Genomic DNA, 24391 nt, shown 5'->3' with positions numbered 1-24391 from the left:
TCTTGTCTTCAGCTCTTCGTCTGGGCCAGCCAGGACTCCAGGTCCGGCCAGCCGTAAGCCAACTCTTCCAAAGAGGTCCCGGCGAACTCTTCCAGCCGCTCCCCCGCCCGCTCGCCGCCCATGGCCTCGTAGAAGAAGCGCGCCGGGTTGGCGGCCAGCACCCAGACCATGGCCCCCTTGTGCTTTTCCTTCGAGAGCGCCTCCAGCGCCGTGGCGAGCAAGCGCCGTCCCAGCCCCTGCCCCTGCCAGTCGACGCCAACATAGAGGGCGTAGACCTCTCCGCCATAGGGCATCTCCGGGTTGCGCGTCGGCCCGAAGGAGACAAAGCCGACGACTTCCTCGTCGACCTCCGCCACCATCAGGTCGTTGCCCTTCTCCGCCCTGGCGGCAGCGCGGTGCCACTGCGGCGAGGAGCGCGCCACGCTCATGCGCGCCAGGTAGTCCGAAGGCACCAGCCCGGCGTAGGTGTTCTGCCAGGTCTCCACGTGGACCCGGGCGATGGCGTCGGCATCGCGCGGCAAAGCGGGACGGAGGACAAAGAGCTCGTTCATGTTTCCTCCCCGCGCTGGAAGACCGCGACGAAGAAACCGTCGGTGCCGTGACGCGACGGCGTCAGGGTCAGATAAGGCACGTCGCCGGGATAGGGTGCGCTCAGGGTCTCCACCCAGACCTCGCCGAGCGGCCGCACGGCAAAGTTTGGCTTATCGGCCAGGAAGGCCTCGGCCTGCTCGCGGTTTTCCTCCGGCAGCAGCGAGCAGGTCACGTAAATCAGCCGCCCGCCCGGCTTCACCAGACCCGCCGCCCGGCGCAGCACTTCGCGCTGCGCCGTCTTGTAACCTTCCAGCGCTTCCGGCGTCAGGCGCCAGCGGGCATCGGGATGGCGCCGCCAGGCGCCGCTGCCGCTGCAGGGCGCATCGACCAGCACGCGGTCGAAGGCGCCGTGCAGGTCGTCCGCCGCCGCCAGGTTCTTCACCGCGCGGCGCTCCACGAACTCCGCTGCCGCACGCTTCAGCCGGATGGCGCTGCGGTCGAGCCGCGCCTGTTCCATGTCCATGGCCAGCAGCCGCCCCTTGCCCTGCATCTCCGCCGCCAGGGCCAGAGTCTTGCCCCCGCCGCCGGCGCAAACGTCGGCCACCGCCATGCCCGGGCGCGCGCCGCAGAGCAAGGCGGCGAGCTGCGAGCCCTCGTCCTGCAGTTCGACCAGCCCAGCACCGAAGGCGGTGCTGGACCGCACCGCCCGCCGCCCGGCAAGCCGCAGGCCGCGCGGCGACAGCGGCGTCGGCATGGTCACGAAGCCCTCTTCAGCCAGGGCGGCCTGGGCCTCCTCGCGGCTGCCCAGCAGGGTGTTCACCCGCAAGTCCACCGGCGCTTCCTGCAGCAAGGCGGCGGCTTCCTTTTCCGCTGCGGCGCCAAAGGCCGCCTCGAAGCGTGGCATGATCCACTCCGGAACCTCGTTGGCGACCCAGGCCGGCGGCGCCGCCGCTTCCCGGGCGGCCGCCTCCAGGCGCCCGACCAGCGCCGCTTCCTCCGCCGTCAGCGGCGGCGGCGCGTAGCGCGAGCCGTCGAAGAGCCGGTTCAGCGCTTCTCGATCTTCATGTTCGCAGAGCAGCAGGTAGGCCAGCAGCTGCTGGCGCGGCGCCGCAGCGCTGCCCTCGCCCTGCCGCAGCCACCAGGACAGGCGCGCGTGGTGGCGCAGCACGTCATAGGTCAGCGCGGTGACGGCGCGGCGGTCCTTGGAGCCGATGTAGCGGCGCTGGCGCAGGTAGTCGTTCACCACCCGCTCGGCCGGGCGCCGGGACTCCGGCGCGGTTTGCTGTTGGGCAATGCCGTCCAGGATCTCGATGGTCGCCTGCAGGCGCGCCGCCGGCATCATGGCGCGGCCCTCCCGTGGCGGGAGAAGGCCGGTCGCTGCGGACACACTGGCGGCCTGGACGGCGTGGGAAATGGCAGCCCGCGTCCGATCACATCTCGTTGCGGTAGTTGGGCGCCTCGCGCGTGACAGTCACGTCGTGGACGTGGCTTTCGCGCAGGCCGGCATTGGTGATCTGCAGGAAACGCGCGTTCTTCTGCAGCTCGGGGATGGTGGCGCTGCCGGTATAGCCCATAGCCGCGCGCAGGCCGCCGACCAGTTGATGGATGACGGCGCCGACCGGCCCCTTGTAGGGCACGCGCCCTTCGACGCCTTCCGGCACCAGCTTCAGGTTGTCGGCCACTTCCTGCTGGAAATAGCGGTCGGCCGAGCCGCGCGCCATGGCCCCCACCGAACCCATGCCGCGATAGGACTTGTAGGAGCGCCCCTGGAAGAGGAAGACCTCGCCGGGGCTCTCCTCGGTGCCGGCGAAGAGCGAGCCGATCATGGCGCAGCTCGCGCCGGCCGCCATGGCCTTGGCCAGGTCGCCGGAGAACTTGATGCCGCCGTCGGCGATCACCGGCACGCCTTGCTTGCTGCAGACCTCCGCCGTGTCGAACAGCGCAGTAAGCTGCGGCACGCCGACGCCGGCGACCATGCGGGTGGTGCAGATCGAGCCCGGTCCGATACCGACCTTTACCGCATCGGCCCCAGCATCGACCAACGCGCGCGCGCCCTCCGCCGTCGCGATGTTGCCCGCGATGACCTGGGCGACATTGGACAGACGCTTGACCTCGCTGACCGCGCCGATCACGCCCTTGGAGTGGCCATGGGCGGTATCGACCACGATGACGTCCACTCCCGCATCCAGCAGGGCCTCGGCCCGGGCGATGCCGTCGGGCCCGACGCCGATGGCGGCGGCGGCGCGCAGGCGGCCCTGGTCGTCCTTGCAGGCATGGGGATAGGCCTGCGCCTTCTCCATGTCCTTCACGGTGATCAGGCCGATGCAGACGTAGTCGTCGTCCACCACCAGCAGCTTCTCGATGCGGTGCTGGTGCAGCAGGCGCTGCGCTTCTTCCTTGCTGACGCCTTCCTTGACGGTGATGAGGCGTTCCTTGGTCATCAGCGCCGAGACCAGCTCCTGCGGGTTCTCGGCAAAGCGCACGTCGCGGTTGGTCAGCACGCCGACCAGCCTCTTGGTTTTGCGCTCGACCACCGGAATGCCGGAGATTCTGTGACTCTCCATCAGCGCCAGGGCATTGGCCAGGGGTTCGTCAGGGTGGATGGTGACCGGGTTGACCACCATGCCCGATTCGAACTTTTTCACCCGGCGGACCTCGTCGGCCTGCTGGCTGATATCCAGGTTCTTGTGGATCACACCGATACCGCCGGCCTGGGCCAGGGCGATGGCCAGGCGGCCCTCCGTCACCGTGTCCATGGCGGAGGACACCAGCGGGATACCCAGCTCGATGGAGCGGGTCAGCCGGGTGCGCGTGTCAGTCTGATTTGGGAGGACTGCGGACTCCGCCGGCTCGAGAAGAACGTCGTCGAAAGTAAGAGCCTGTCGGAGTTCCATGCCTATCCCCTTGGCGGTGATTGGCGCCGCATCATACACATAGGCCCCGCGATGCCAAGCGGATTGCGCCCCTCCCCCGCATCGGCGTTAACATAGGGGGGCCGCGTTGCGGTCATGGCTGGCGCCGGAGTTCCCGGTCCAGGGGTTTCGCGCTCCGGCAAGATTGACCTGGATCATCGCACCGTCCGCGAAGTGGCGGGAATATCACCCTGAAATCTAAGCCGAACTCAGGAAGTCCGTTATGAGATCAACCCGCAGCTGGATTGTCATCGCCGATGGCGCAAGGGCACGGATTTTGGAGAATACCGGACCCGGCAAAGGACTTACACCCCTGCCGGCAGAGGAAATGCGCCGCCCCCACAAGCCGAGCCGCGAGCTCGACGCCGACCGGCCTGGGCGCAGCCACGACCGCATGGGCCCCCAGCGCCACGCCATGGAGCCGCCGAGCGATGCCCACCGCGAGGAAAAGCGGCGCTTTGCCGAGGATCTCGCCGAGATCCTCAACACCGCGGCGCGGCTGAAGAGCTATGACAGGCTGGTGCTGGTCGCCCCAGCCAAGACCCTGGGAGACCTGCGCCAGGCTCTGGACAAAGAGGCCACGGCCAAGATCGACGGCGAGCTGTCCAAGGACCTGACCCCGATTCCCGACCACGAACTGGCCAAGCACCTGGGCGAGGTCATAGCGGTCTAGCCGGCGGCCTGGCCGTCCTCACGGTCCTCTGCCGGCGGCGTGCCGCGAAAGCCCGTGGCCACCAGATACATCTCCGCCGAGTCCGCGCGGCTGGCCGCCGGCTTCACGTGGCTGACCTTGGCGAAATCCCGCTTCAGTTCCGCAAGCAGCTCGCGCTCGGTGCCGCCCTGCAGCACCTTGGCCACGAAGGCTCCGCCAGGGGCCAGGACCTCGCGGGCAAAGAGGTGCGCGGCCTCGACCAGCGCCATGACCTTCAGGTGATCGGTCTTGGCATGGCCCGTGGAGGACGCCGCCATGTCCGACAGCACGATGTCGGCCGGGCCGCCCAGCGCCGTCTTCAGGCGGTCCGGAGCGTCTTCGTCCAGAAAGTCTCCGACCAGCAGGTCGGCGCCGGCGACCGGCTCGACCTCCTGCAGGTCGATGCCGACGATCCTGCCGCTGCGCCCGCAGCGCTCCGCCAAGACCTGCAGCCAGCCGCCGGGTGCGCACCCCAGATCGACGATGCGCGCACCGCTCTTGAGGAAATGGAAGCGGTCGTCGAGCTGAGCCAGCTTGAAGGCGGCCCGCGACCGGTAGCCGCGCTTGCGCGCTTCGGCCACGTAGGGGTCGTTGAGCTGCCGCTCCAGCCAGCGGGTGGAGGAGGTCGAGCGCCGCTTGGCGGTCTTCACCCTGACCTTGAGGTTGCGGCCCGAGGTATCGCGCGCGCCCGCGCCGCCGCCACGGCCCGTGGAGCGCGCGCCGCGGCCGCTCCGCGATCTTCCGCCGCCGGATTTTGCCAAGGTTCCGGTCTCCTCAGTCCAACCCGGGGGCTGCCCCCAGGTCGGCCCAACTCCCCTCGGGCGCGCTGATGCCGTGGATCATGGCATAGAGCATGCCCTCGCGCAGGCCCCGGTCGGCAACCCGCAGACGCTGTGCCGGCCATAGGCGGCACAGCGCCGAAAGTATGGCGCAGCCGGCCACCACCAGATCGGCACGCTCCGGCCCGATGCAGGGATGGGCCGCGCGCTGGGCATAGCTCATGGCGGTGATCCGCGCGCAAATATCATGCACCGTATCCATATCCAGGTAGCTGCCGTCGACCCGCGAACGGTTGTAGCGCGGCAAGTCCTTGTGGACCCCGGCCAAGGTGGTCACGGTACCGGAGGTTCCCAGCATCTGCAGTTCGCCGCCGGTCACCGACGCCGTCACCTTGTGACGGTCATCGAACGCCGCCACAGCGGCCGCCATCTCCGTGACCATGGCCTGATAAGTCTCGGACGAGACTTCGCCGCCGCCGTGGCGCTCCGCCAGAGTGATGACGCCGATCGGCACCGAGGCCCAGGCGAAAAGGGACAACTCCGCCGCCGGGGGGAGGGCATCCGCCGCGGCATCGCGGGCGGGCTGGACCTTCAACCAACAAATCTCGGTGCTGCCCCCGCCGATGTCGAACAGCAGAATGTCGGGAATGTCGGGGTCGATGAGAGGCGCGCAGCCACAGATCGCCAGCGCCGCCTCCTCGTTCTGGGAGATGATCTCCAGTTCGATGCCGGTCTCCCTGCGGACCCGCTCCAGAAAATCCTCGCAGTTCGATGCCCTGCGGCAGGCTTCCGTCGCCACGGCGCGCACGCGGGTCACGCCGCGCCGGCGGATCTTGGCGGCGCAGATTTTTAGGGCTTCCAGGGTGCGGGACATGGCCGGCCCCGACAGGCGGCCACTGGCGGCCAGTCCTTCGCCGAGGCGCACGATGCGCGAAAAGGCGTCGACCACGCGAAACCCGTCCCCGGAGGGCTTGGCCACCAGCAGGCGGCAGTTGTTGGTGCCCAGATCGAGGGCCGCGTAAAGCCCCGGGGAAACGGCTTCCGCAGCGCCGCGGCGCTGCCGGCTGGCGTCCGACCGCCTCCAAGAAGTGCGGCCCTGCCCGTTGACGGAGGCGGTCACCTGAAGCTCGTTCCCGTTCGTTCCGAGGGTACCGGTTCGGCCTCCGGTCCCGCTTGTTCATGCCTTTATCGGCTATCTTAGCGTGATCACAAGGCTTTTCGCCAGCACCCCAGACCACGTTGCAGCGCGAAATCGACGGAAAAATCGCCGGAACGAGGTTGGAATCCGCCCGAAAAATGGTTGTCATCAGGGGGGTGGTAGGACTATGTAAAGCACCGCCGCGCTATGAAGGGCCCGCCTGGGGCTCTCTCAGGCCCGCCTGCTGGGGGATAGTTTAGCGGTAGAACTCTCGGCTCTGACCCGAGCAGCCCTGGTTCGAATCCAGGTCCCCCAGCCAAACCACTGATTTATCTCGCATTTTAGCCATTTCGGCAGCGCCTCACGCTGCCGGCGCGGGTGTGACACATCCCTGTGACACATTTGCCGCCGGCGGCCCCTCGAATCAGGGAGCTGCGGCCGACTCTTCCGCGCTCGGCACTTCGCCGCGCGTGAGACAGACGAGCGCTTCGGTCGCATCGTGAATGCGCTGCAGGAGTTTCATCTTATCTGTCATCGTTTTTCCAATCGGGTTGGCGCCCGCCGGCCTTCTGCCGGCGGTCGCGTCGCCTGTTTTGTCAAGAGAAGGCCGGAACCCAAAGGGCCCCGGCGTTGTTGAACCGTGCTTTCTGAAGCGCGCCGCTTGGTCGGCTTGTATGTCTGCGTGGGGGCGGACACTGCAGCTATTGGTCCATTGAGCCCGGGACCAAGCTGGACAACCGGAGTGCGACCAAAGAGGATGCGCCGTGACCAGCCTGTCCCGGCGCATCGTCACATTGCCCACATCTTTGGCGTAGCGTTGTGCCTGCCTGTCATCGGCGCGACACGGTGGCGGTGCTGCCTTTGATCTCCATGTGGGTGATCCCGCAGTCGAGGAGCCAGTGGCAGCTCTCATCGCAGAAACGCTGCCAGCGCAGCTGTGCCTGCTCCATCGCTTCGTCTACGAAGGCCAAGCCTTCGAGCGGACCGGTTATAGCTTCCGGACCGACTCTCGCCAGGTGCGCTTCGGGCCTGACGACAACCCCCGACTCTTCAACTTCAGCAGAGAAACTGAGGTAGAAATCTGCGGGGTAGTTGTCGAACAGAGCCGGAAACGTGACTGACTGCCACATCGACGCGCCGAGCTCGCGGAACTGGACCGCCGGCAGGCTCGGCATCGGATCATCGTCCGGATAGAGCTCGGCTCTCAGGCTGATCAGCTGGGCCGGGGCAAGCACGCCGGCGAGATGATAGAGCCACTCGAGGACCCGTGTCCGGTAGCCGCCAACGCAGCGACCGTAATCCAGCCGGGAAATCTGTAAAGGCGACGCCCCCTTTCTCTGGGCCAGGAAATCGAGGACCAGCGGCCGATCTTTGGGGGGGACGGCATGCGGCAGCGGCAGCATGTCTCGGTAGTCTGGCGTCGAGCGATTGAGGGTGTGCCAGCACGTCCTCTGGGGCTTGAAGGTATCAATGCTGTAGGTGGTCATTCTTGCTTTCTCCGTACGGATTTCGTTAGTCAGGAACTCGCGAGCGGGAAGGCCGCCTCGCGAGGCGAGCGCTGCGCGCTCCGGGAGCCAGGGGCGCTATGCGCGTCCAGTGTTAGCGGCAGCAAACACTTGGACTCATAGAGTCTCGGGATCGTGGGCCCGTTGCTTCGGCTCTCCTTAGGAGCGAGCCGAACAACCGGCCCTCGGTTCCGGGTGGATCTTCTTCGGTGGCGTGGCCGTGGAGCGGCTGCCCTAGGCGCCGATGCCGGGCGCGCCTCTCAAGAAGCGGCCCGGCATCGATGGCGGTCACTCGGGAGCGAAGTACTTCAGCCTTCTCTTGTCGTACACCTCACGCTGCTGCTGGGCGCGACAAGCCGATCGCTGACAGAGCTTCTCGGGGATCGACAAGCACCCTGGCGGTCATCCGAAACTCGCCGATTCCGGACTCAAGGGCCCAACAACCGAGATCCGTCCGACAGAGTCGTGACCAGTACGCCTGGACCGCCGCGTAATACTCTTCAAGCGCTTGCTGCTTTTCTCGATCAGCGGACTTGTCGCCGGCAAGCCGGCAGTCAACATAGGCACGGACATCCTTCGCGTCTCCCTTTGGCATTGACAGCGAAACATCGACCTCCAGCGTGTCGCCGATTAGCTCGTTGTGATGCTGGGCACGAAGAAAGAACAGCTGGAGACCGGCAGCGACTCGCATAAGATCGAGCGGATAAGGCTCGCGATTGGCCTGGCGGACCCGCGCCTTCAAGAACGAGACCTCAAACGGCGCCGCCGCCGTGCTCAGCGTCCCGATCATCTCCGAGAGGCGGTTTCTGGCCTCTTCGGCATCCAATATAGTTCCGGGTGCCGGTCTGATCCGAACCGGGTTCTTTAGTGTCGGGTCATAGGTGACCTTGGCTTCTCCTCGATGAATACCGAGCACTTCCTGAAGGGCCGGCAGCGAGGCTTCAGCAAGAAGTAGGGGATCGCCGAGGTTGGGTGTGAGGGCGTGAAACATTGTTTCTGTTGCCTTTCGATCTATTCCTCTTCAGATCGACGGCAGGCCATCGTGGCTCCGCCGCCTCTGCCCGAAGAGAGGCGGCGGAGCCACGGGGCCAGCCCCCGCTATTGTTTCTCTTTCCCCGTCCTGATCACCATTCCCCAGCGAATGCGCCAGGTCACTTGATAGGACCTGGCGCGAACTTACGAGCGGCGCTGCGGGATGGTGATGAGATGTGGTCCGCCGTCTCGGCGGATCTCTGCTGGAGCGCGAGCGCTATTCCAAACGCCGGCGCAGGTGGATGGCCGCTCGACTGCAGGCTTCGCGATCGCCCGTGCATCAATCTCCGTACTCATGGAGCGCGGGTCGTTCGTTCAACCTTGGGGGCCACATCGATGAGGGTGGAGCCGACTACTGTTGAACCGCAGAGTTCTCCGGCTGTGTCTATGGCTCGCCCGCGTCCGCACCAGGTCATATTGCAGACATCCTATCGACGCCGGGGTACTTCACCGAAGTGCCATTAGGAGACGAGAGGCATCGACCCGCCCGCTCGTCCAAGCCTGATTGACAAGAGAAACCCGCTCTTGGGCTCTGCGGCGTTCGAACGGCCGCTGCACCCTCAGAGTCCAAGTCAAGGAACTCTCAAGCCACGGCCAGGCTAAAGCAGATACCTAGGTATATTCCGGCCCTGCTATTGGGCACCGATTGCCGGTAGGTTCATGGAGTTTCAATGCTTCACGCCGATAGCCGCCGCAGTGGTGGCCGACCGCGCGACCTTAAGCCCCGCCCGATACCAGCCACCGGGAGTGCCCGACCATGCCCAGAAGCCTGCTATTCGCCTCTTCCATTGCCCTTAGCCTAACTATGATCGCGCCCGGCTGCTCCTCGTCCCCCAAGCAGGAAAGCACCGGGGAGTACATCGACAGCAGCGCAGTTACGGCGGAGGTGAAGGCCGACCTACTCGCCGCGCCTGGCCTGAAGTCGATGCAGATCAGCGTCGAGACCTACAAGGGCGTCGTCCAGCTCAGTGGATTCGTCGACAGCTACGATGCCAAACGCCACGCCGGATCTATCGCCATGGCGGTAGACGGCGTCAAATCTGTGCGCAATGACCTTGTGGTCAGGTGAACCTGCGCACGCCAGTCGCAGGCAGTCCGCGTTGGCGTGAAACATCGGGCTGATATTGCTTCTACCGCAGTTCGAAACACTCCCTTGAGACAGAAGCGGGACTGAATGACCAAACAACTACACCGACCCTCCGTGACTGAAAAATCGGCAAAGCGGAAAACGGCAGATGCCGAACACACCAATCGGGCGCCGCGCGAAGAGCTGATCGCTGTCGCCGCCGTCGCGGCAAGCGCGCCCGATCCCTTCCGACAAGACCCCATCGCGCCACCGCGAGATAGGGCGCTTGACATCGTCCCGGCCCGGATTCCGGACCGCGACACGGCTCCGGCCTTCTCCGAAAGCATCATCGACGCCATTGGACACCCCCTAGTCGTACTGGATGAGGCGACCTGCGTCGTCCTGGCCAATCGCGCATACTACCGCGCCTTCAATGTCGAGCCCGCCGGGATCATCGGCCACCCCTTCGCCAGCCAGTTCGACGATCCCGCAATGGGGCTTTGTCTCGAAAGGCTACGCTCAGAAACCGGGGGGATCGAGGATCTCGAGGCCGAGATAGACCTTCCTCTCCTCGGCCACCGGCAGCTGCTGCTGTCCGCGCGGCGGCTGCGCGACGCTTCAGCGCCGACGTCCTGGATACTGCTGGCCATCGACGACGTCACCGAGCGCAACCGCGTCAACCACAACCTGGCGCTGGCCAAATCGCAGGCCGAGCGGGCCAACCGCGGCAAGTCACTCTTCCTCGCCGCCGCGAGCCATGATCTGCGCCAGCCCCTGCAGACTCTGAGCCTCTTGCAAGGCATTCTCACGAAACGGATCAAAGACCCGGCCTGCTTGCAGCTCATCGGCCGAATCGATGAGACGCTGGGCGTCATGTCGGGCATGTTGAACACCCTACTCGACATAAATCAGCTCGAGGCCGGTATCGTGCGGCCGGAGGTATCCGATTTCTCGATCGGCGATTTGCTCGAGCGATTGAGTAACGACTTCGCCGGCATGGCGACTTCCAAGAAGCTCGCCTGGCGCACTGTGGCGAGCAGCCTTGCCGTACGGAGCGATCCGCGGCTCCTGGAGCAGATGCTGCGCAATCTAATTTCCAACGCGCTGAAGTACACCGTCCGGGGTAAGGTCCTGCTCGGTTGCAGGCGACGCGGCGACATGCTGCGGATCGAGGTCTGGGATACCGGGATCGGCATTCCCGAGCACCAGCTGCAGGCGGTGTTCGAGGAGTTCTACCAACTGGACAACCCGGCACGCGACCGCCGCCTCGGCATCGGGCTGGGGCTCTCGATCCTGCAGCGCCTCGCGGGTCTGCTCGACCACCCGATCGACGTCCAGTCGCAGTCGGACGTCGGTTCGATGTTTGCCGTCAGCGTGCCGATCGGGCGGCTGTCGCAGGCTGAGCGCCTGGCGCTCGCCCGCGCCGGCCCGGCGCAGGTCGCGCCGCGGACCGGCGAAATCCTGATTGTGGAGGACGATCCGTCGGTCCGCGAGATGCTGGTCCTGCTGTTTGAGCAGGAAGGTCACCGCACGGTCGCCGCCGCTGACGGTCACGAAGCTTTCGCGCTTGCGGCACGCGGGACGTTGAGGCCGGATGTCGTTGTGGCCGACTACAATCTGCCCTTGGGCCTGACCGGCATCCATGTCGCTACCGCGCTGCGCGCGACGCTGCATGACGAAGTTCCGGTCGTCATACTGACGGGTGATATTTCATCTGACACGCTGCGCGAGATTTCTCAGCAGAACTGCCTGTATCTGCACAAGCCGGTTAAGGCGGCCGACCTGACGCGACTCACCCAATCCCTTATGACGCCTTCGCGGGCAACGGGCCGCGCCGGAACGCCGACTGCGTCCGCGACGCCGCCCAGAGCTACCGTTTTCGTAGTCGACGATGATGAATCGATACGGCGGACCGCAAGTGAGATGCTGCAGGAACACGGCTATGACGTTCGGACCTATGCCAGCAGTGAAGCGTTCCTGGCAATCTGCTTGCGCGACTGCGCCGGTTGCCTGGTGGTCGATGCCCGCCTGCCGGAGATGAGCGGACATGCCCTGATCGGTCGGTTGAAGGAGGCGGGCACACGCCTTCCCGCCATCATGATCACCGGCCATGGTGACGTGCCTATGGCAGTCGCAGCGATGCAGGCCGGTGCCGTTGACTTCCTCGAGAAGCCGGTGCGGCACGCAGACCTGCTGGCCAGTATTGATCGCGCCCTGGCGCAGGGGTCGTCTCCCGGTCGGTCGCCATCGGGTCAAGCGGCCGGAGAGCGCCTCGCCGGGCTCACGGTGCGTCAACAACAGGTGATGGACCAGGTTATCGCAGGTCATGCCAACAAGGAGATCGCTGCGCGGCTCGGCATCAGCCAGCGCACGGTGGAAAACCATCGCGCTGCGGTCATGAAGCGAACCAAGACAAAGTCCTTGCCAGAACTGATCCGACTCGTCATGCACGCCGGGTGACGCCGGCGTATGCAAATCCCTCCTCCGCGCCGCTAGGCCTCCCATGCAGCAGAGAATGGCCTGCCGTTCAACAACTTGACGGCCAAACCGCCGGCCCCTAGGATTTTACCACCTGCTGTCGCGTACGAGATGCCTCAAGAGTCCTGTGCTGAGGCGGGAGTTGTATTGCGAAATGTCGGATTGGCTCAAGTGGGTTGACTCGGGCGATTCTGGAGAACACGAGCGAGCAGTCGGCTGGCCCACCTCTGCGACCGATATGCTGCTGTTCCGCATGATGGTGGCCGGCGCCCGCTTCTTTCTCCGCTCAGGCAATGTCGAACTGCATTTGCGCGACGAGGGACCCTGGCTTCTCGGGGACGGTCGAGGCGATGTCGTCACGGTCTACATCCACCGATTGCCGGCGCTGCTCCGTGTCATGGCCAACCCGGGCCTTGCCATTGGCGAAACCTATGTCGATGGCGACTGGGAAGTCGACGATGCGGACCTTGCCCGCCTCCTCGGCTGCCTGCTGGTGAATGAAGGTCGCATCGAGGCCTTGACGCCGGTCCGGATGCTAAATGATTTCCGCGACCTCGCATCGCGCGCCTTCCATGCCAACACGGCGCGGCAGAGCCGCAGGAATGCCGCCCATCACTACGACATCGGCAATGACCTCTACGAGACGTTTCTCGACCAAGAGATGGTCTATTCCTGCGCCTTCTTCACGCCCGAGGCGCACAGCCTCGAGGCTGCGCAACGACACAAGCTGGCAACGACGCTCGATCGCCTGGGGGTCGGACCCGGAATGCGTGTCCTCGACATCGGCTGCGGCTGGGGCGCCCTGACCCGTGCTATCGCCATGCGCGATGCACAGGCGGTCGGCATCACCTTGAGCGAACAGCAATTGACGCTGGCCGAGCAGCGCCCGCCGCGCGCCCTGCAAGGCAAGGTATCCTACCGGCTGGAGGACTATCGCCGCCACGCGGAAGAAAACCCTGCGGCTTACGATCGCGTGGTCTCGATCGGCATGTTCGAGCATGTCGGTCGGCGGCACTTCGTGGACTACTACAGGGCGCTCAACAGGCTTCTGCGGCCCGGCGGACGGGCGCTCGTGCATAGTATCATCAAGCCCACCCGATCACCGACGAATGCCTGGATGAAGAAGTACGTCTTTCCGGGCGGCCAAATTCCACAGCTCGCCGAGATGACGGACAGCGCCAGGGCGGCCGGGCTGCTTCTGCCGCACGAGCCCTTTGTCCACGAAGGACGGCACTACGCCACGACCCTTCGGCATTGGCGAAGGCGCTTCAACGACAACTTCGCATCGCTCGACCAGAAGAGATACGACCAGCGCTTCCGTCGCCTCTGGAACTTCTACCTTGCAGGCTCGGCCGCCGCATTCGACGCGCTCGGCTATCAGGTGGCCCAGGTCGTCATCGAGAAACCAGTCTAGAATCTGTCCACGGACCCGACGAAAGTCACGCCGTCATGGCGTCCGCTGACCTTCCCTCTTCGGCTTTCAGGACGACAACGATAGAGACCACATCGCCATGATTCCTGCGCCTTAGATTGCGAAACTTTCGCGCGACATCCTGAAAGGTCGCGTCCTTTGCAAGAGGTATGGATACCACGGCATCAGTAAAGACGAACCGCAAGTGACTTTCTTTCACACGGTCATCGTAAACAATAGGCATTGCGCCCTCCTTCTTCCGCTTCTGGATCAGACAGAACGTGTCAAGCGATCATCGGCCGCACGGCGTCCCTTGTGCAGCGACCAGCTCGCCAAACCTGCAGGCGCTGACGATCACGGCGTGATAACGCACGCGAAAGTCATCACACGACCGTCACCGCTCTCCACGTCATCAACGACGCGTGCGGAACGACCATAGTTGTCGTGACAATACTTTGCCGCAGTCTGCTTGACCTCATCCAGGTCGTCATAGCTGTAGCTGTAGGACACCGTCGGATTCTGTTCACTGGTGCGCTCTGGGCCGCGCGGCGCGCAGGCCGCTACCAGTAGGACCAGGACAATCAAAGGTATGCACTTCATTTGTCAAATCCTCATGCTGGCACCATTCGCCTGACTTCATCGAGGCCGCCATTCGAACGGGGCCGGTGGCCGAACCGCCGGAGACGACTCTCCTGGCGCGGGTGCCATCAGACGACCCTGTCTGTCGCTCAGTCCGCCTGCGCCCAATGATGAACGCGACTTTTGCGCGCCTCATGCGGCGACATACACAATCTTCTGCATCTCGCCGTCTCCCCGCGCCGCGAGACCCAGTGGACAGGTCTTTCGGGCGGCAGGAAAAGCGTATCAGGGGATAACGCTTAAGAAACAGCTTCGGAATCTACTTATTGCAGAGATGCGGGTCTTTCGGCGCGCTGCAAGCCCTGTAGGCCGCGCGCCTGCCTCTCGATGGATTCCGTCGTGCCCGCTTTCATGGCGTCAACCGCCATCGAATTATCGCTCTTGCCGGGAATTACTGTGGCGGGCGACCGATCGTCCGCCGCCGGCTGCTCTTGAAATCGAGCCGCCCATCCTGGGAAGGCTTGCATCGCCTGGAGCAGGCCGCGGGATCATACATGCCAATAGGTGTTTCCCGAGCCTGTCACCGCTGCTTCGGGGCAAATATGATTGCTTTCATCAGTAAACCCATCGTCCTTGGAGAGGAATGTCGCCATGGACAAGGACCGGATCACGGGATCGGCGAAGAAGATCATGGGCTCTGTCAGGAAGACCATTGGCCGGGCTAACGGCGATGCCAAGCTAGCGTCCGCAGGAGAGGTCGAAGAAATTGAAGGCAAGGTCCAGAGTACTTACGGCAGCTTTAAGGACACTCGCAAAAATTGATGATCGCAATCACCTCTTAGCCTGACATTCACTCCACCGTTACGGTGTGGACAGATCGGCGTGTTCAAGAGCATGCGCCAGGTCATCGAGAGAGCCTGCCGCAAGGTACCGCAGAAGGTGGTCGATGATAACACGGCAATGCCGCTGCAATACCTCGCAATGATTTCACCAAGGCATGGACTTTCGATGCGCCATCTCTGGGCCGTTTCAAAGCACCGGTTGGACACAATAGGGACTCCAGCACGATGAATCGCAATGTTCTCTACCTCGTCATTGGTTCGCTCGCCGTCGTTGCAGCTGTTACTGGATACTTGCTCTATCAGGAACAGCAGACGGCCAGCAGCATAGAACTTAAGCTCGACAAGAACGGCGTATCCATCGAGACGAAGTAGTTCCGCAGTTTCCGGGGCGTGACCTTGATAGTGAGGTGTCCCGGCTGAGAGTGGATTCAGGGAATTAAGTGGCGAATCGTGAGGCGATTTCTTTGAGCAATCCTCGTTGCCGCTTTCGGCGCTAGTGCCGGAGACCAGGATGCGCTGAACGAAGACTATGCGTGAGCAGGGGTTGAGCCAGTGCGGGACCGGTTGGCACTGCAATCCTTCTGGTCCTTGTCGGAAGCACGCTGCCGGCTCTGTGGTCGGCGCTCGACTGGCGCCACTCCGTTATCGGCTTCAGCCTGCTTCTGGTCCTCCGCCCCGTAGCCGGCTGGCTGGCGTTGAAGGGAACCGACCTTGTGTCCGGAGACCGCTGGATCGTCGGCTTCTTTGGCGTTCGGGGCATTGGCTCGATCTACTACATCGCCTATGCGTCGGGCCACGTGGAGCTGATCGACGAGCGTCCGATTTGGGCGCTTGTCGCCTTTACGATATTTGCCTCGGCGATGCTCCATGGCACGACGAGTTTTCTTATGGGCCGTTTCGTATCGGAGTTGAAACAGGGCTCCCTACGCTAGATCGTGTGAAATCGCTCTACCTCGAAAGCATAGAGCAGCTTCATAGTGCGCTTTACCCTTCGGCGTCGTTACCGCTGGCCGCAATGGCCAGGCGCGCCAACGCAGGAAGTGACTTCGCCCCTGTTCTCTTCAGTATCTCTGCGCGGTGATGTTCGACGGTCCGTTGGCTGATGCCGAGGTCGGCGGCAATGCTCTTGCTGGAATGGCCGGCGAGAATCAAATCCATGATTTCGCGCTGTCGTACTGTCAAGCCCGCGATGCGGCTCACCGCGTCCTCGTGCCAGGCGGCGCGCTCGGCCGTGGTCTTTGACAGCTCGAGAGCGCGCCCGACGGCGCCGAGCAGTTCGTCCCGGTCAACAGGTTTCTCGATGAAGTCCGATGCGCCCGCCTTCATGGCGTCAACCGCCATCGCGACGTCGCTCTTGCCGGTGATCATAATTGCCGGCATTCGATCGCCCGCATTCCTGAGGTGCTGCAGCAACTCGAGCCCGCTCATCCCGGGAAGCGAAGCATCGATCAAAAGGCAAGCCTCCCGGCGCGGTCGATAACCCTTCAGGAAGATCTCGCAGTCTGCGTAGGCCTCGACGATGTGGCCATGCTCCTCCAGCAAGCCGCCGATGCCGTCGCGGACCTGGCTGTTGTCGTCGACGACGAAGATAACCGGTCGCCCAGACTCGCCCGCCGCCTCACCTGACGGTTCGGCACCGCCAGGCGCAGTCGTCGATCGTTCCGAGTGCGGCCCCTGAAGGAGATCCTGGATTGCGCGGGAGAGCTCTCCCGGGTCAGTCGGCTTGTTCAACCTTACGCAGTCTTGCAGCGAAATGGCCCGCAGGGTCTCTGTCGACACATCGCCGGTCAGAACAATGACTGGAATTCTCCGGCCAAGCTGCTCCTGGAGCGCTGCGGCGACTTGCAGGCCGGTCATTTCGCCTGGCAGGTTGTAGTCTGCCAGAATCAGGTCAGGTTCATGGTTCTTGAGCGCCACAAGATCCAGGGCACCGCTGCCGTCCGCAGCAGTCGCGACGCCATAGCCCTCATCCTTCAGAACGATATCGAGCATGGCGCAAACCTCGGGATCGTCTTCTACAACCAGAATATTACCCCTGCGGAAGACTCCCTCTCCCTTCCCGACACTAACGTCCTGCCGAGGACGCTCCATCCGTGCCTCGGCCGAACTCGGGGAGAGCATGACTTCGATGGCAAAGACCGAGCCCTTCCCCAACTGCGAGCGGACACGCAGCCGGTGATCCAGCAGCGCCCCCAGGCGCCGCACGATGGAGAGCCCGAGGCCGAGGCCACGGATCCTTTCGCGTGCTGCATTGTCCACTTGATGGTATTCGTCGAATACCGCCTCAAGCTTGTCCGCGGGAATTCCCAGGCCGGTGTCCCAGACCTCGATGCTCAAGGTTTCGGCATGCCGACGGCAACCCAGAAGTATCCTGCCTTGTGGCGTGTACTTTACCGCATTGGAGATGATATTTCGCAGAATCTGCTCGAGCAACTGCCGGTCACTGCGAATCGACAAGCTGCAGGGCATCACCTTAAGGGACAACCCCTTTGCCGTCGCATGATAGGTAAACTCGTCTTTCAGCCGCCCGAGTAAATCGTTGATCATGAAGTCGTCGACGTCTGCCTGGACGATTCCGGCGTCGATCTGGTTGATGTCGAGCAACGTATTCAGCATGCCAGTCATCGCCCCCAAGGTCTGCCCCATGAGGGCCACCAGCTTTTGCCCCTTCTCATCCACCACAATCTTGGACAGGATACCCTGAAGCAGGGAAAGCGATTGCAGCGGCTGGCGGAGGTCGTGGCTTGCGGCGGCGAGAAAGCGCGACTTCGCGATGTTTGCCAGGTCGGCCTCTTGCTTGGCTGCCTCCAGCGCCCGGGCGGCGCGCCTGCGCTCCGTTATGTCGGTAAAGATGATGACTACGCCTTCGACGCCGTCATCATGTGTGCGGTAAGGAAGAATTTTACGGTTGTACCAGCTGTCCGCGACCTCCACCTCTTTCTCGACCGGCACAAGATTCTGCAGCACCGTTTCGGCATCGGCGAGGACCGACCAGTCGAATGCCGGAGAGTTGAGGTCTGAGAGCGGCCGCCCGATGTCGCTTGAGATGATGTTGAAGAGGGACTTTGTCGCCGGCGTGAAGAAGCGAATGTTGAGATTGGTATCGAGGAACAGCGTAGCCATGTTCGTGCTGTACAGGACATTCTGCAGGTCGTTGGACGTGCTTCGTTGTTGCTCAAGGGCTTCCTGAAGCTGGCTGTTGAGCGCCGTCAACTCCTCATTGAGTGACTGCAGTTCCTCCTTCGACGTCAGCAGTTCTTCGTTCGTCGACTGGTATTCCTCGTTGACGGATAGCAGCTCCTCATTGACCGCCCTCTGCTCTTCACCAGAAATTTCAAGACTGCGGATGGCGTCTTCAAGCTCCCTCGTCGTGGCCTCGAGCTCCTGCTCGAGCGCACGCTCCCGCGGCGGAGTCTTCCCCGCGGCCGGCTGTTCTGCCGCCTGCTCTTGTCGCGGTCTGTCAAGAAAGCAGACCAGCATAAGCTCTTCACCTTTGGTGCGAATCGGCTGGACGGCAATACTGAAGGACTCCACCGGGCCGGTGCGGTCGCTTTTTCCCCCAGCAACCACAACGCGCTGGTTATCCTGGCTCGCCCGCTGGATTGCCGAGCGCAGCTTGATCCGCGTGCGCTCGGGCACCATCGCCAGTAGATCGTTCGTCGGGAATCCTGGCGCGACCTGCAGGTAACGGTCTGTCGGCCCCAAGGAGTAGAGGCATTCGTGCTTGCGGTTGATAAGCACCGCTGCCGGCGCGTAATTCTCCAGCACCGCCTTGCGGCACAATTCGGCGAGCGCAGCCTGGCGGAAGGCGGTCCGACCTGCGGCCACCCGCAAGGGCGCGCGAACGCCGTCGCCGGCGCCCAAGGAGAACCCTCCCGTTGCCGGCCGACTCGGCGCTACGTGCCGATAGATAGGTGCGGCCTTGGAGACAACCTCGAAGCGCTCATCTCCCTCGCCGATCGTCTCCGAGCCGCCAAGTAGAAGGATACCGTCATCCCGAAGCGCAAAATGGAACAACGAGATGACCTTCGCCTGCGCCTCGGGCTGCAGGTAGATCAGCAGGTTCCGGCACGAAACCAAATCGAGGCGCGAGAACGGCGGATCGGCCAGCACGTCCTGCTCGGTGAAAACGACCGTTGCCCGCATATCCGGCGACACGCGGTAGCCATGATCCTCCTTCGTGAAAAAGCGCGCCAGACGCGCGGGCGACACCTCCGCCTTGATGGACTCCGGGTAGACACCCTCCCTGGCGGTGGCGACGGCTCCCGAGTCTATGTCGGAAGCGAAGACCTGCAGCCTTATATGACGATTGGCCGCCTCGATCTGCTCCTGAAAGAGCATGACCAGGGAGTAGGTCTCCTCCCCCGTACTGCACCCGGCGATCCAGATCCGCAGGGGCTGATCGGAGCTGTGGTGCCGGACCAGATCGGAGATGACTTTGTCCGCCAGGACATCAAAGACCTCCGGGTCGCGGAAGAAGCTGGTGACATGTATCAGCAGGTCCTTGGCCAGGAAATCGAGTTCGCGAGCATCGCTTCGCAAAAGCGCGAGATAGCGATCCATACTACCTGCCTCGATCGGCACCATGGCCATGCGCCGCTCGACCCGGCGCTGCAAGGTCCCGGGCTTGTAGAGCCTGAAGTCATGGCTGGTCTTTGCGCGGAGCAGTTCGACGATCTCGTGCAACCAATCCGGCTTGTCGCCCGACGCGGAAAAACCACCCTGCTCGCCGATTTGAATAGCCCGCCGATCATACCTGATGATCGCCGCCGGGATCTCCGCTGCCGGAAGCACGAGGTCGACTATGCCGGTCTTGATCACGCTCCGCGGCATGCCGTCAAAGTCGGCCTCGTCGGGATCCTGCGCGATTACGAGGCCATCCTTTTCCTTGACGGCCTTCGCGCCAAGGCTGCCGTCGGCTCCCATGCCGGAAAGCACGACGCAAACCCCACGCTCGCCAACGTCCCCCGCAAGCGAACGCAGCAGAAAATCGAACGGCAGGCGCGCGCCGTGTCGCTCACTCGGTTTGGAAATGCGAAGGGCGCCGTTATGCAGCGCGAGATAGACCCCGGGGGGAATCGTGTAGACGCAGTTGGGTTCAACCTGCATGCCATCGGTTGCCTGCTGCACCTTCACCGGCGCATGGGCCGCCAGCAGCTCGACCATCATACTTTGATGTGTCGGATCGAGATGCTGAACCAGGATGAAAGCCATGCCGCTATCGGCCGGCAGCGCAGCGAGGAATTTCTTGCAGGCATCAAGACCGCCCGCAGAAGCCCCCACCGCAACGACCGGAAAGTCGCCAGGCCGCGCAGCGCGGCACGATTGTGTCGTCTCGCCGCGGTTGGGCTTAGGTTGAGCCGCCTTGGCTTTATTCTTCAGGCGGATGCCCGGCATGCATCGGCTCTCCTGATGTGTTCTCCCTGCAAGGACAGTGAGAACCTAGGGTAGCACAGTCGCCTTGAAACAGCGAGTGGCCCTTCATGGCCGCCTCACAGCGGCCGACGGTGACCGGGCCTCCGGCGCCGACGTTTTGCCGGACGACCAGAAGATGGCCGGCACTCCAGCCCGGCAACAATGAGCCATCCTGTCATTACTGCGGCATGCGCGGTTATCCGCACTGGGCTGGGCCGCCAGCAGGTGCGGCCGCCTGCGCCCCTAGTCGCGCCAGAACGGTTTGCCGAGATCGATGTCGTCTTCATCGGTCAGCGCACCGGCTCCAGCCCCAGCGGCGCCGCCGATGGCCGCGCCCGTGAGCGGTGCCCCGACCAGCGCACCGCCGACAAGGCCGACGCCAGCGCCTATTCCGGCGCCGCTGAGGGCGCGGTCCGATGTGCTGCTGCCGCAGGCACTCAGGGTGAGCAGCGAGAGGGACAGCAAGGCAATCAAGGAATTCGATTTCATGGACTGTACTCCGGGTGGCAGGCGAAGCGACCCTCGCCGCCATGATCGGCGGCGGCTCCTCTTCGGCTGTATGCACCACTCTGGGCCAAGGCTCCGGCTCCCGATAGAGCCGGATTGTACTCAGGCAGGGCTCTCCGCTGATTGGTTACCGCCTGCAAGGGCGGGCCACCCAAGGTTTGCCGGTCGGCTCCCTGCTACAAGGTCGGGCGCTATGCTTTCCACTCGCAAACAACGGGAATGTCTCCTGAGTAATTTCCGGCTCTATCTCTAGCCCGGCGCCTTGCCCTAGGGTCGACCACTGGGCTTCCGGCTATCGACCAACCGAGTAAACGAAAGGCCGAACGAGCCCCCATTCTCACTTCCAGGAGAAGCACAATGAGAACCCCTCTATCTCTCGCGGCCGTCGCCGTGATCGCAGCGGGTTGCAGTTCGCAGGCCACTGAACCATCCGTAGTTCCAGCGACCAGCCAGCCCGCCATGACCAACAGTCTCGTCGGACCGACCGGTCCGACCGGACCGACCGGTGCCACCGGCGCCCAGGGCCCGGTGGGATCCACCGGGGCCATGGGATATGGCGCGACCGGCCCATCCGGTGCCGCCGGTGTTGCCGGCCCTGTGGGTCCGGTCGGCGCGGCAGGCCCGGCCGGCGTTCCGGGTGAGGTTGTCGTCGGCGTCCGCGGGCCCGTTGGCGCCGTCGGTCCGACTGGCGCGCAAGGCGCCGCCGGTGCCACGGGCGCCCAGGGTGCCGGATATATCGGTGCGCCCGGCGCGACCGGCCCTGCCGGTCCGATTGGTCCGCAGGGGCCGACTGGAGCAGCTGGAACACAGGGCGCCACCTTGGTCGGCCCCGCTGGTTCAGCGGGTGGTCAGGGTGCAGTCGGCGCGCAGGGCGCCCAGGGTGTGACGGGATCGACCGGTTCTTCGATGGCCGGTAGCACCGGAGCGCTGGGGGCCGCCGGCAGCGCCGGCGAGCAAGGCCAGGTCGGACAGGCTGGCCCGCAAGGTCCGGTCGGGATGGTCAATGCCTGGACCGCCTATCGTGCCTTCAGTTTCGGCAGCGGCCAGTCGAACGTCAGCCTCTTCGATGCCAAGCAGGCTTCAGAGATCTCAACCTACATGGCCCAGAATCCGTCCCTCCGTCTCGGGATCGATAGCAACGGCCAACTGGGCAACCAGGACCTGGAGGCTCGGCGCGTGGCTGCCGTCCGCAACTCCCTGATCCAGGCGGGGGTCCCGGCCTACAAGATCGAGTCGGGCGCCATCGGCGATCCCCTCCTGCGGCGTAACCAACAGGTCAATCTGCTGCTCATCTCCGCCAGGTAGATCGCGATTCCCCTATAATACGTCTTTGAAAAACCCGCCCGGTGCGCAAGCGCCGGGCGGGCTTTTCTTATAGGTACAGGGACTTACGGCTGCCAACCATGTTTGCGATAGTAGCGCGCGGCTCCTGCGTGCACCGGCGCGCCTCCGATCCCATGGGCCATCTCCTCGACGGTCAACTCCTGGAAAGTGGGGTGCAGCCTTCGAAAATCCTCGAGATTGTCGAAGACCGCCCGGGTGACCTCATAAGCCACGGCGTCGGACATGAGCGTGGTGGCGACAACCACGGCACGCACACCGATGGTTTGGACATCCGCGGGGTTGCCAAGATAGGTGCCACCGGGAATTACGACGCGCTCGTAGGCCCTATACTCCGTCAGCATCCGGTCGATAGCCGGGCCGCTGACGTCGATCAGCACGCCGTGACAAGTAAGCGTCGCATCTCGAATGAGACCATTCGGATGGCCGACAGAATAGACAATCGCGTCGACTTCGTTCGCGCAGAACGCACGGTTCTGTTCTGCGGATGACAGTTCCAAGGACTCGGCAAAATCGTTCCTTTCCAAGCCAAGAGCGGGGATGACGCGCTCCATTGCAGACCTCTGGCGCGTCCCAGGCGGTCCGATACTGATACGCTTGCCGCGCAGATCCGCCGCGGATCTGATTCCAGCGTCCTGGTGTACCACCAACGTCAGGACGTCGAGATGCCCGGAGAAGAGAACGCGCAAGTCGCCGGTGGCGCCCGATGCAGCAAAGGTTTCCCGCCCTGCCACGGCATCCGCGAGGACGTCAGAGGTCACGATACCTAAATCGATTCGATCGCCCCGCAGCGACTCAACATTGGCCACAGGTCCTGCCGAGAACTGTTCGGCGCATCGCAGTCCGTGGCGCGCCATCTCGAGATTGAACAGCCGGCAAATCGAGGCACCGAAGGGATAGTCGATATCGACCGGCGTAGCCGTGCCAATCACCACGTCCGGCCGCTTGGTTACCTGTGCACAACCTGTTTCGATGACAACCAAGGCGGCCACGCCGCACAGCATGACCGCAAGCCGGTTCGCGGGGCGGCCGCTCGGGACCGCTTTACGATGCTGGCACATATTCGAGGGTTTCTCCTTTCAACTCGACCAGCGCCTTAACCCAGCGCTCATCGGCGTCGTAGTACACGCTGCCGGCATAGTAGGGCGTTATCAGCTGGTACCGCCTCGCGTCTATGAGACCCTGCTGCGTGACAATCTGCTCGTTACCCAGCAGTCGGGCGATCATGCCGACTTCGCCTCCATGCTGGACGTCAATCAACCGGGTCTCACGAACGATCCGGCTGTTCCACAAGGAGTTCGACGTCAGGAGGTTGCCCGCAGCGAGAAAGGGACCGCCTTCACCGACGATTCGGAACCCGCCTTCGATCGCCTCGCCGTAAACTTCCAAGTGGACGCCATCGTGGTTCGTTGTGCTGGTGACGGAAACCAGTCGATCCCCCAGCCATACCTCCAGTGCCGCGTGCTGCAAGCGGAACAAGTCGAAGAAGAGGAACCGGGCGGTGATGTCGATCTGCGTCTCGACCGTCAAGCGGTCGCCCTCGCGACGGAAAGCAACCTGATGCTCACCGATCGACGTCCCTTGCAAAAGGGCACGAAATCGCAGCGTGTCCCGCTCCTCGGCGTGAGCGAATGAGGCAGGACTGAGAAGCGGTGCCACGCCCGCTGCGGCACTCTGGAAGAGGATCTGACGACGAGTCAACACAGCGGCCATGCCCCGAATGACCGGTCCACCGGCATGTCTGACGCCTGTGGCTCGGCCGCGTCACTGACCGGCTCATCGTACAATCGCGGCCAAGCACTGCCTCGGGCCCGGATGCGAGTTCCTTCATTGAACCAGGTCAACGGCATAACCTCCGCCATTCAACGATGGTGCCGGGAGATAATCCCGGACACAAGAAACGCCACGACACCCCTCGGAAACTACCTATGCCCGCTTGCCGCTCGGAACGTCCACCCGGGCGTATAGCTATTGAAGAAGTCAATAGAAGCGCGACCTAAATTATTGCTGGATATGCTATCATCAGAGCAGAATGAGAGCGAGATGCCGTTAGAAAAACCGTGCTTACAGCGGCGAAAAGCCAACGCAATCATCCGCGGCGTCGTTTTGCACGCCAGGGTCGGGGCCGTTTCATTCGTCTGCTTCTTGTGACCACCCCGCCGCC

The 24391-nt window shown here is 63.7% G+C and carries 21 protein-coding genes and 1 tRNA gene; 9 read left to right on the top strand and 13 right to left on the bottom strand.

The window, feature by feature from the left end:
- Nucleotides 1-8: 8 nt before the first annotated feature.
- The 3 genes from AAFN88_RS12180 to guaB form a co-directional block, all read right to left on the bottom strand.
- A complete protein-coding gene (locus tag AAFN88_RS12180) occupies nucleotides 9-551 on the bottom strand; it encodes a GNAT family N-acetyltransferase (protein WP_347520583.1) in 543 nt (180 codons plus the stop codon).
- Nucleotides 548-1873 carry an RsmB/NOP family class I SAM-dependent RNA methyltransferase gene (locus tag AAFN88_RS12175; RefSeq protein ID WP_347520582.1) on the bottom strand — a complete coding sequence of 442 codons (1326 nt, stop codon included), beginning with the start codon at nucleotides 1871-1873 and terminating at the stop codon, nucleotides 548-550. Before AAFN88_RS12175 ends, AAFN88_RS12180 begins: the two co-directional genes overlap by 4 nt.
- Before the next feature lie 88 nt (nucleotides 1874-1961).
- Nucleotides 1962-3425, bottom strand: coding sequence for an IMP dehydrogenase (guaB, locus tag AAFN88_RS12170; protein ID WP_347520581.1), 1464 nt, complete (start codon nucleotides 3423-3425; stop codon nucleotides 1962-1964).
- A gap of 241 nt (nucleotides 3426-3666) precedes the next feature.
- On the opposite strand from guaB, the gene AAFN88_RS12165 reads away from it, so the two are divergent.
- Nucleotides 3667-4116 carry a host attachment protein gene (locus AAFN88_RS12165; RefSeq protein ID WP_347520580.1) on the top strand — a complete coding sequence of 150 codons (450 nt, stop codon included), beginning with the start codon at nucleotides 3667-3669 and terminating at the stop codon, nucleotides 4114-4116.
- On the opposite strand, the gene AAFN88_RS12160 is transcribed toward AAFN88_RS12165, so the two are convergent.
- Together AAFN88_RS12160 and AAFN88_RS12155 are read right to left on the bottom strand one after the other, a co-directional pair.
- Entirely contained in the window at nucleotides 4113-4895 is a 783-nt protein-coding gene (locus AAFN88_RS12160; protein WP_347520579.1) for an RlmE family RNA methyltransferase, read from the bottom strand. The genes AAFN88_RS12165 and AAFN88_RS12160 overlap by 4 nt on opposite strands.
- A gap of 13 nt (nucleotides 4896-4908) precedes the next feature.
- Nucleotides 4909-6033, bottom strand: coding sequence for a Ppx/GppA phosphatase family protein (locus AAFN88_RS12155; protein ID WP_347520578.1), 1125 nt, complete (start codon nucleotides 6031-6033; stop codon nucleotides 4909-4911).
- Between the two features lie 263 nt (nucleotides 6034-6296).
- On the opposite strand from AAFN88_RS12155, the gene AAFN88_RS12150 reads away from it, so the two are divergent.
- A tRNA-Gln gene (locus AAFN88_RS12150) sits at nucleotides 6297-6370 on the top strand.
- A 511-nt stretch (nucleotides 6371-6881) separates the two neighbouring features.
- Here the strand turns inward: AAFN88_RS12150 and AAFN88_RS12145 are convergent.
- Both AAFN88_RS12145 and AAFN88_RS12140 read right to left on the bottom strand, forming a co-directional pair.
- The gene (locus AAFN88_RS12145; RefSeq protein ID WP_347520577.1) at nucleotides 6882-7538 is read right to left on the bottom strand and encodes a hypothetical protein; all 657 of its coding nucleotides are present in this window, start codon (nucleotides 7536-7538) and stop codon (nucleotides 6882-6884) included.
- Between the two features lie 349 nt (nucleotides 7539-7887).
- Nucleotides 7888-8547, bottom strand: coding sequence for a hypothetical protein (locus AAFN88_RS12140; protein WP_347520576.1), 660 nt, complete (start codon nucleotides 8545-8547; stop codon nucleotides 7888-7890).
- Between the two features lie 798 nt (nucleotides 8548-9345).
- Here AAFN88_RS12140 and AAFN88_RS12135 point away from each other — a divergent pair.
- The 3 genes from AAFN88_RS12135 to AAFN88_RS12125 all read left to right on the top strand — a co-directional run bounded on the left by AAFN88_RS12135 (nucleotide 9346) and on the right by AAFN88_RS12125 (nucleotide 13546).
- Nucleotides 9346-9657: a BON domain-containing protein gene (locus AAFN88_RS12135; RefSeq protein WP_347520575.1), complete on the top strand. Its 312-nt coding sequence runs from the start codon at nucleotides 9346-9348 to the stop codon at nucleotides 9655-9657.
- A 105-nt stretch (nucleotides 9658-9762) separates the two neighbouring features.
- Nucleotides 9763-12114 (top strand): response regulator, encoded by a 2352-nt coding sequence (locus tag AAFN88_RS12130; RefSeq protein ID WP_347520574.1) that lies wholly within the window; start codon nucleotides 9763-9765, stop codon nucleotides 12112-12114.
- 172 nt (nucleotides 12115-12286) lie between these two features.
- Nucleotides 12287-13546, top strand: a complete 1260-nt coding sequence (locus AAFN88_RS12125) for a cyclopropane-fatty-acyl-phospholipid synthase family protein (RefSeq protein WP_347520573.1) — start codon at nucleotides 12287-12289, stop codon at nucleotides 13544-13546.
- A 25-nt stretch (nucleotides 13547-13571) separates the two neighbouring features.
- Here AAFN88_RS12125 and AAFN88_RS12120 read toward each other — a convergent pair whose 3' ends face one another.
- Together AAFN88_RS12120 and AAFN88_RS12115 are read right to left on the bottom strand one after the other, a co-directional pair.
- Entirely contained in the window at nucleotides 13572-13787 is a 216-nt protein-coding gene (locus tag AAFN88_RS12120; protein WP_347520572.1) for a hypothetical protein, read from the bottom strand.
- A 110-nt stretch (nucleotides 13788-13897) separates the two neighbouring features.
- Nucleotides 13898-14128: a hypothetical protein gene (locus AAFN88_RS12115; protein WP_347520571.1), complete on the bottom strand. Its 231-nt coding sequence runs from the start codon at nucleotides 14126-14128 to the stop codon at nucleotides 13898-13900.
- 645 nt (nucleotides 14129-14773) lie between these two features.
- On the opposite strand from AAFN88_RS12115, the gene AAFN88_RS12110 reads away from it, so the two are divergent.
- From AAFN88_RS12110 to AAFN88_RS12100, 3 genes are all read left to right on the top strand, one after another.
- Nucleotides 14774-14944 (top strand): CsbD family protein, encoded by a 171-nt coding sequence (locus tag AAFN88_RS12110; RefSeq protein WP_347520570.1) that lies wholly within the window; start codon nucleotides 14774-14776, stop codon nucleotides 14942-14944.
- 245 nt (nucleotides 14945-15189) lie between these two features.
- Nucleotides 15190-15336: a hypothetical protein gene (locus AAFN88_RS12105; protein WP_347520569.1), complete on the top strand. Its 147-nt coding sequence runs from the start codon at nucleotides 15190-15192 to the stop codon at nucleotides 15334-15336.
- Between the two features lie 203 nt (nucleotides 15337-15539).
- A complete protein-coding gene (locus tag AAFN88_RS12100) occupies nucleotides 15540-15896 on the top strand; it encodes a cation:proton antiporter (protein WP_347521661.1) in 357 nt (118 codons plus the stop codon).
- Nucleotides 15897-15948: 52 nt separating this feature from the next.
- Here AAFN88_RS12100 and AAFN88_RS12095 read toward each other — a convergent pair whose 3' ends face one another.
- Together AAFN88_RS12095 and AAFN88_RS12090 are read right to left on the bottom strand one after the other, a co-directional pair.
- A complete protein-coding gene (locus tag AAFN88_RS12095; RefSeq protein WP_347520568.1) occupies nucleotides 15949-20361 on the bottom strand; it encodes a chemotaxis protein CheB in 4413 nt (1470 codons plus the stop codon).
- 261 nt (nucleotides 20362-20622) lie between these two features.
- Nucleotides 20623-20868 carry a YMGG-like glycine zipper-containing protein gene (locus tag AAFN88_RS12090; protein ID WP_347520567.1) on the bottom strand — a complete coding sequence of 82 codons (246 nt, stop codon included), beginning with the start codon at nucleotides 20866-20868 and terminating at the stop codon, nucleotides 20623-20625.
- A 924-nt stretch (nucleotides 20869-21792) separates the two neighbouring features.
- On the opposite strand from AAFN88_RS12090, the gene AAFN88_RS12085 reads away from it, so the two are divergent.
- Nucleotides 21793-22191, top strand: a complete 399-nt coding sequence (locus AAFN88_RS12085; RefSeq protein ID WP_347520566.1) for a hypothetical protein — start codon at nucleotides 21793-21795, stop codon at nucleotides 22189-22191.
- Nucleotides 22192-22274: 83 nt separating this feature from the next.
- On the opposite strand, the gene AAFN88_RS12080 is transcribed toward AAFN88_RS12085, so the two are convergent.
- Both AAFN88_RS12080 and AAFN88_RS12075 read right to left on the bottom strand, forming a co-directional pair.
- The gene (locus tag AAFN88_RS12080) at nucleotides 22275-23288 is read right to left on the bottom strand and encodes a TAXI family TRAP transporter solute-binding subunit (RefSeq protein WP_347520565.1); all 1014 of its coding nucleotides are present in this window, start codon (nucleotides 23286-23288) and stop codon (nucleotides 22275-22277) included.
- The gene (locus AAFN88_RS12075) at nucleotides 23272-23940 is read right to left on the bottom strand and encodes a DUF6134 family protein (RefSeq protein ID WP_347520564.1); all 669 of its coding nucleotides are present in this window, start codon (nucleotides 23938-23940) and stop codon (nucleotides 23272-23274) included. The genes AAFN88_RS12080 and AAFN88_RS12075 overlap by 17 nt, the downstream gene beginning before the upstream one ends.
- Nucleotides 23941-24391: the final 451 nt, after the last annotated feature.

Origin of the sequence: Pelagibius sp. CAU 1746 (assembly GCF_039839785.1) — a bacterium.
Lineage (GTDB): Bacteria > Pseudomonadota > Alphaproteobacteria > Kiloniellales > Kiloniellaceae > Pelagibius.
This window is presented reverse-complemented; position numbering and strand designations above follow the sequence as displayed.

What these genes read in the sequence shown, in the direction of transcription:
- AAFN88_RS12180 (WP_347520583.1), bottom strand. Translation starts at nt 551, where the DNA reads ATGAACGAGCTCTTTGTCCTCCGTCCCGCTTTGCCGCGCGATGCCGAC.
- AAFN88_RS12175 (WP_347520582.1), bottom strand. Translation starts at nt 1,873, where the DNA reads ATGATGCCGGCGGCGCGCCTGCAGGCGACCATCGAGATCCTGGACGGC.
- guaB (WP_347520581.1), bottom strand. Translation starts at nt 3,425, where the DNA reads ATGGAACTCCGACAGGCTCTTACTTTCGACGACGTTCTTCTCGAGCCG.
- AAFN88_RS12165 (WP_347520580.1), top strand. Translation starts at nt 3,667, where the DNA reads ATGAGATCAACCCGCAGCTGGATTGTCATCGCCGATGGCGCAAGGGCA.
- AAFN88_RS12145 (WP_347520577.1), bottom strand. Translation starts at nt 7,538, where the DNA reads ATGACCACCTACAGCATTGATACCTTCAAGCCCCAGAGGACGTGCTGG.
- AAFN88_RS12140 (WP_347520576.1), bottom strand. Translation starts at nt 8,547, where the DNA reads ATGTTTCACGCCCTCACACCCAACCTCGGCGATCCCCTACTTCTTGCT.
- AAFN88_RS12135 (WP_347520575.1), top strand. Translation starts at nt 9,346, where the DNA reads ATGCCCAGAAGCCTGCTATTCGCCTCTTCCATTGCCCTTAGCCTAACT.
- AAFN88_RS12130 (WP_347520574.1), top strand. Translation starts at nt 9,763, where the DNA reads ATGACCAAACAACTACACCGACCCTCCGTGACTGAAAAATCGGCAAAG.
- AAFN88_RS12125 (WP_347520573.1), top strand. Translation starts at nt 12,287, where the DNA reads ATGTCGGATTGGCTCAAGTGGGTTGACTCGGGCGATTCTGGAGAACAC.
- AAFN88_RS12120 (WP_347520572.1), bottom strand. Translation starts at nt 13,787, where the DNA reads ATGCCTATTGTTTACGATGACCGTGTGAAAGAAAGTCACTTGCGGTTC.
- AAFN88_RS12110 (WP_347520570.1), top strand. Translation starts at nt 14,774, where the DNA reads ATGGACAAGGACCGGATCACGGGATCGGCGAAGAAGATCATGGGCTCT.
- AAFN88_RS12105 (WP_347520569.1), top strand. Translation starts at nt 15,190, where the DNA reads ATGAATCGCAATGTTCTCTACCTCGTCATTGGTTCGCTCGCCGTCGTT.
- AAFN88_RS12095 (WP_347520568.1), bottom strand. Translation starts at nt 20,361, where the DNA reads ATGCCGGGCATCCGCCTGAAGAATAAAGCCAAGGCGGCTCAACCTAAG.
- AAFN88_RS12090 (WP_347520567.1), bottom strand. Translation starts at nt 20,868, where the DNA reads ATGAAATCGAATTCCTTGATTGCCTTGCTGTCCCTCTCGCTGCTCACC.
- AAFN88_RS12085 (WP_347520566.1), top strand. Translation starts at nt 21,793, where the DNA reads ATGGCCGGTAGCACCGGAGCGCTGGGGGCCGCCGGCAGCGCCGGCGAG.
- AAFN88_RS12080 (WP_347520565.1), bottom strand. Translation starts at nt 23,288, where the DNA reads ATGTGCCAGCATCGTAAAGCGGTCCCGAGCGGCCGCCCCGCGAACCGG.
- AAFN88_RS12075 (WP_347520564.1), bottom strand. Translation starts at nt 23,940, where the DNA reads ATGGCCGCTGTGTTGACTCGTCGTCAGATCCTCTTCCAGAGTGCCGCA.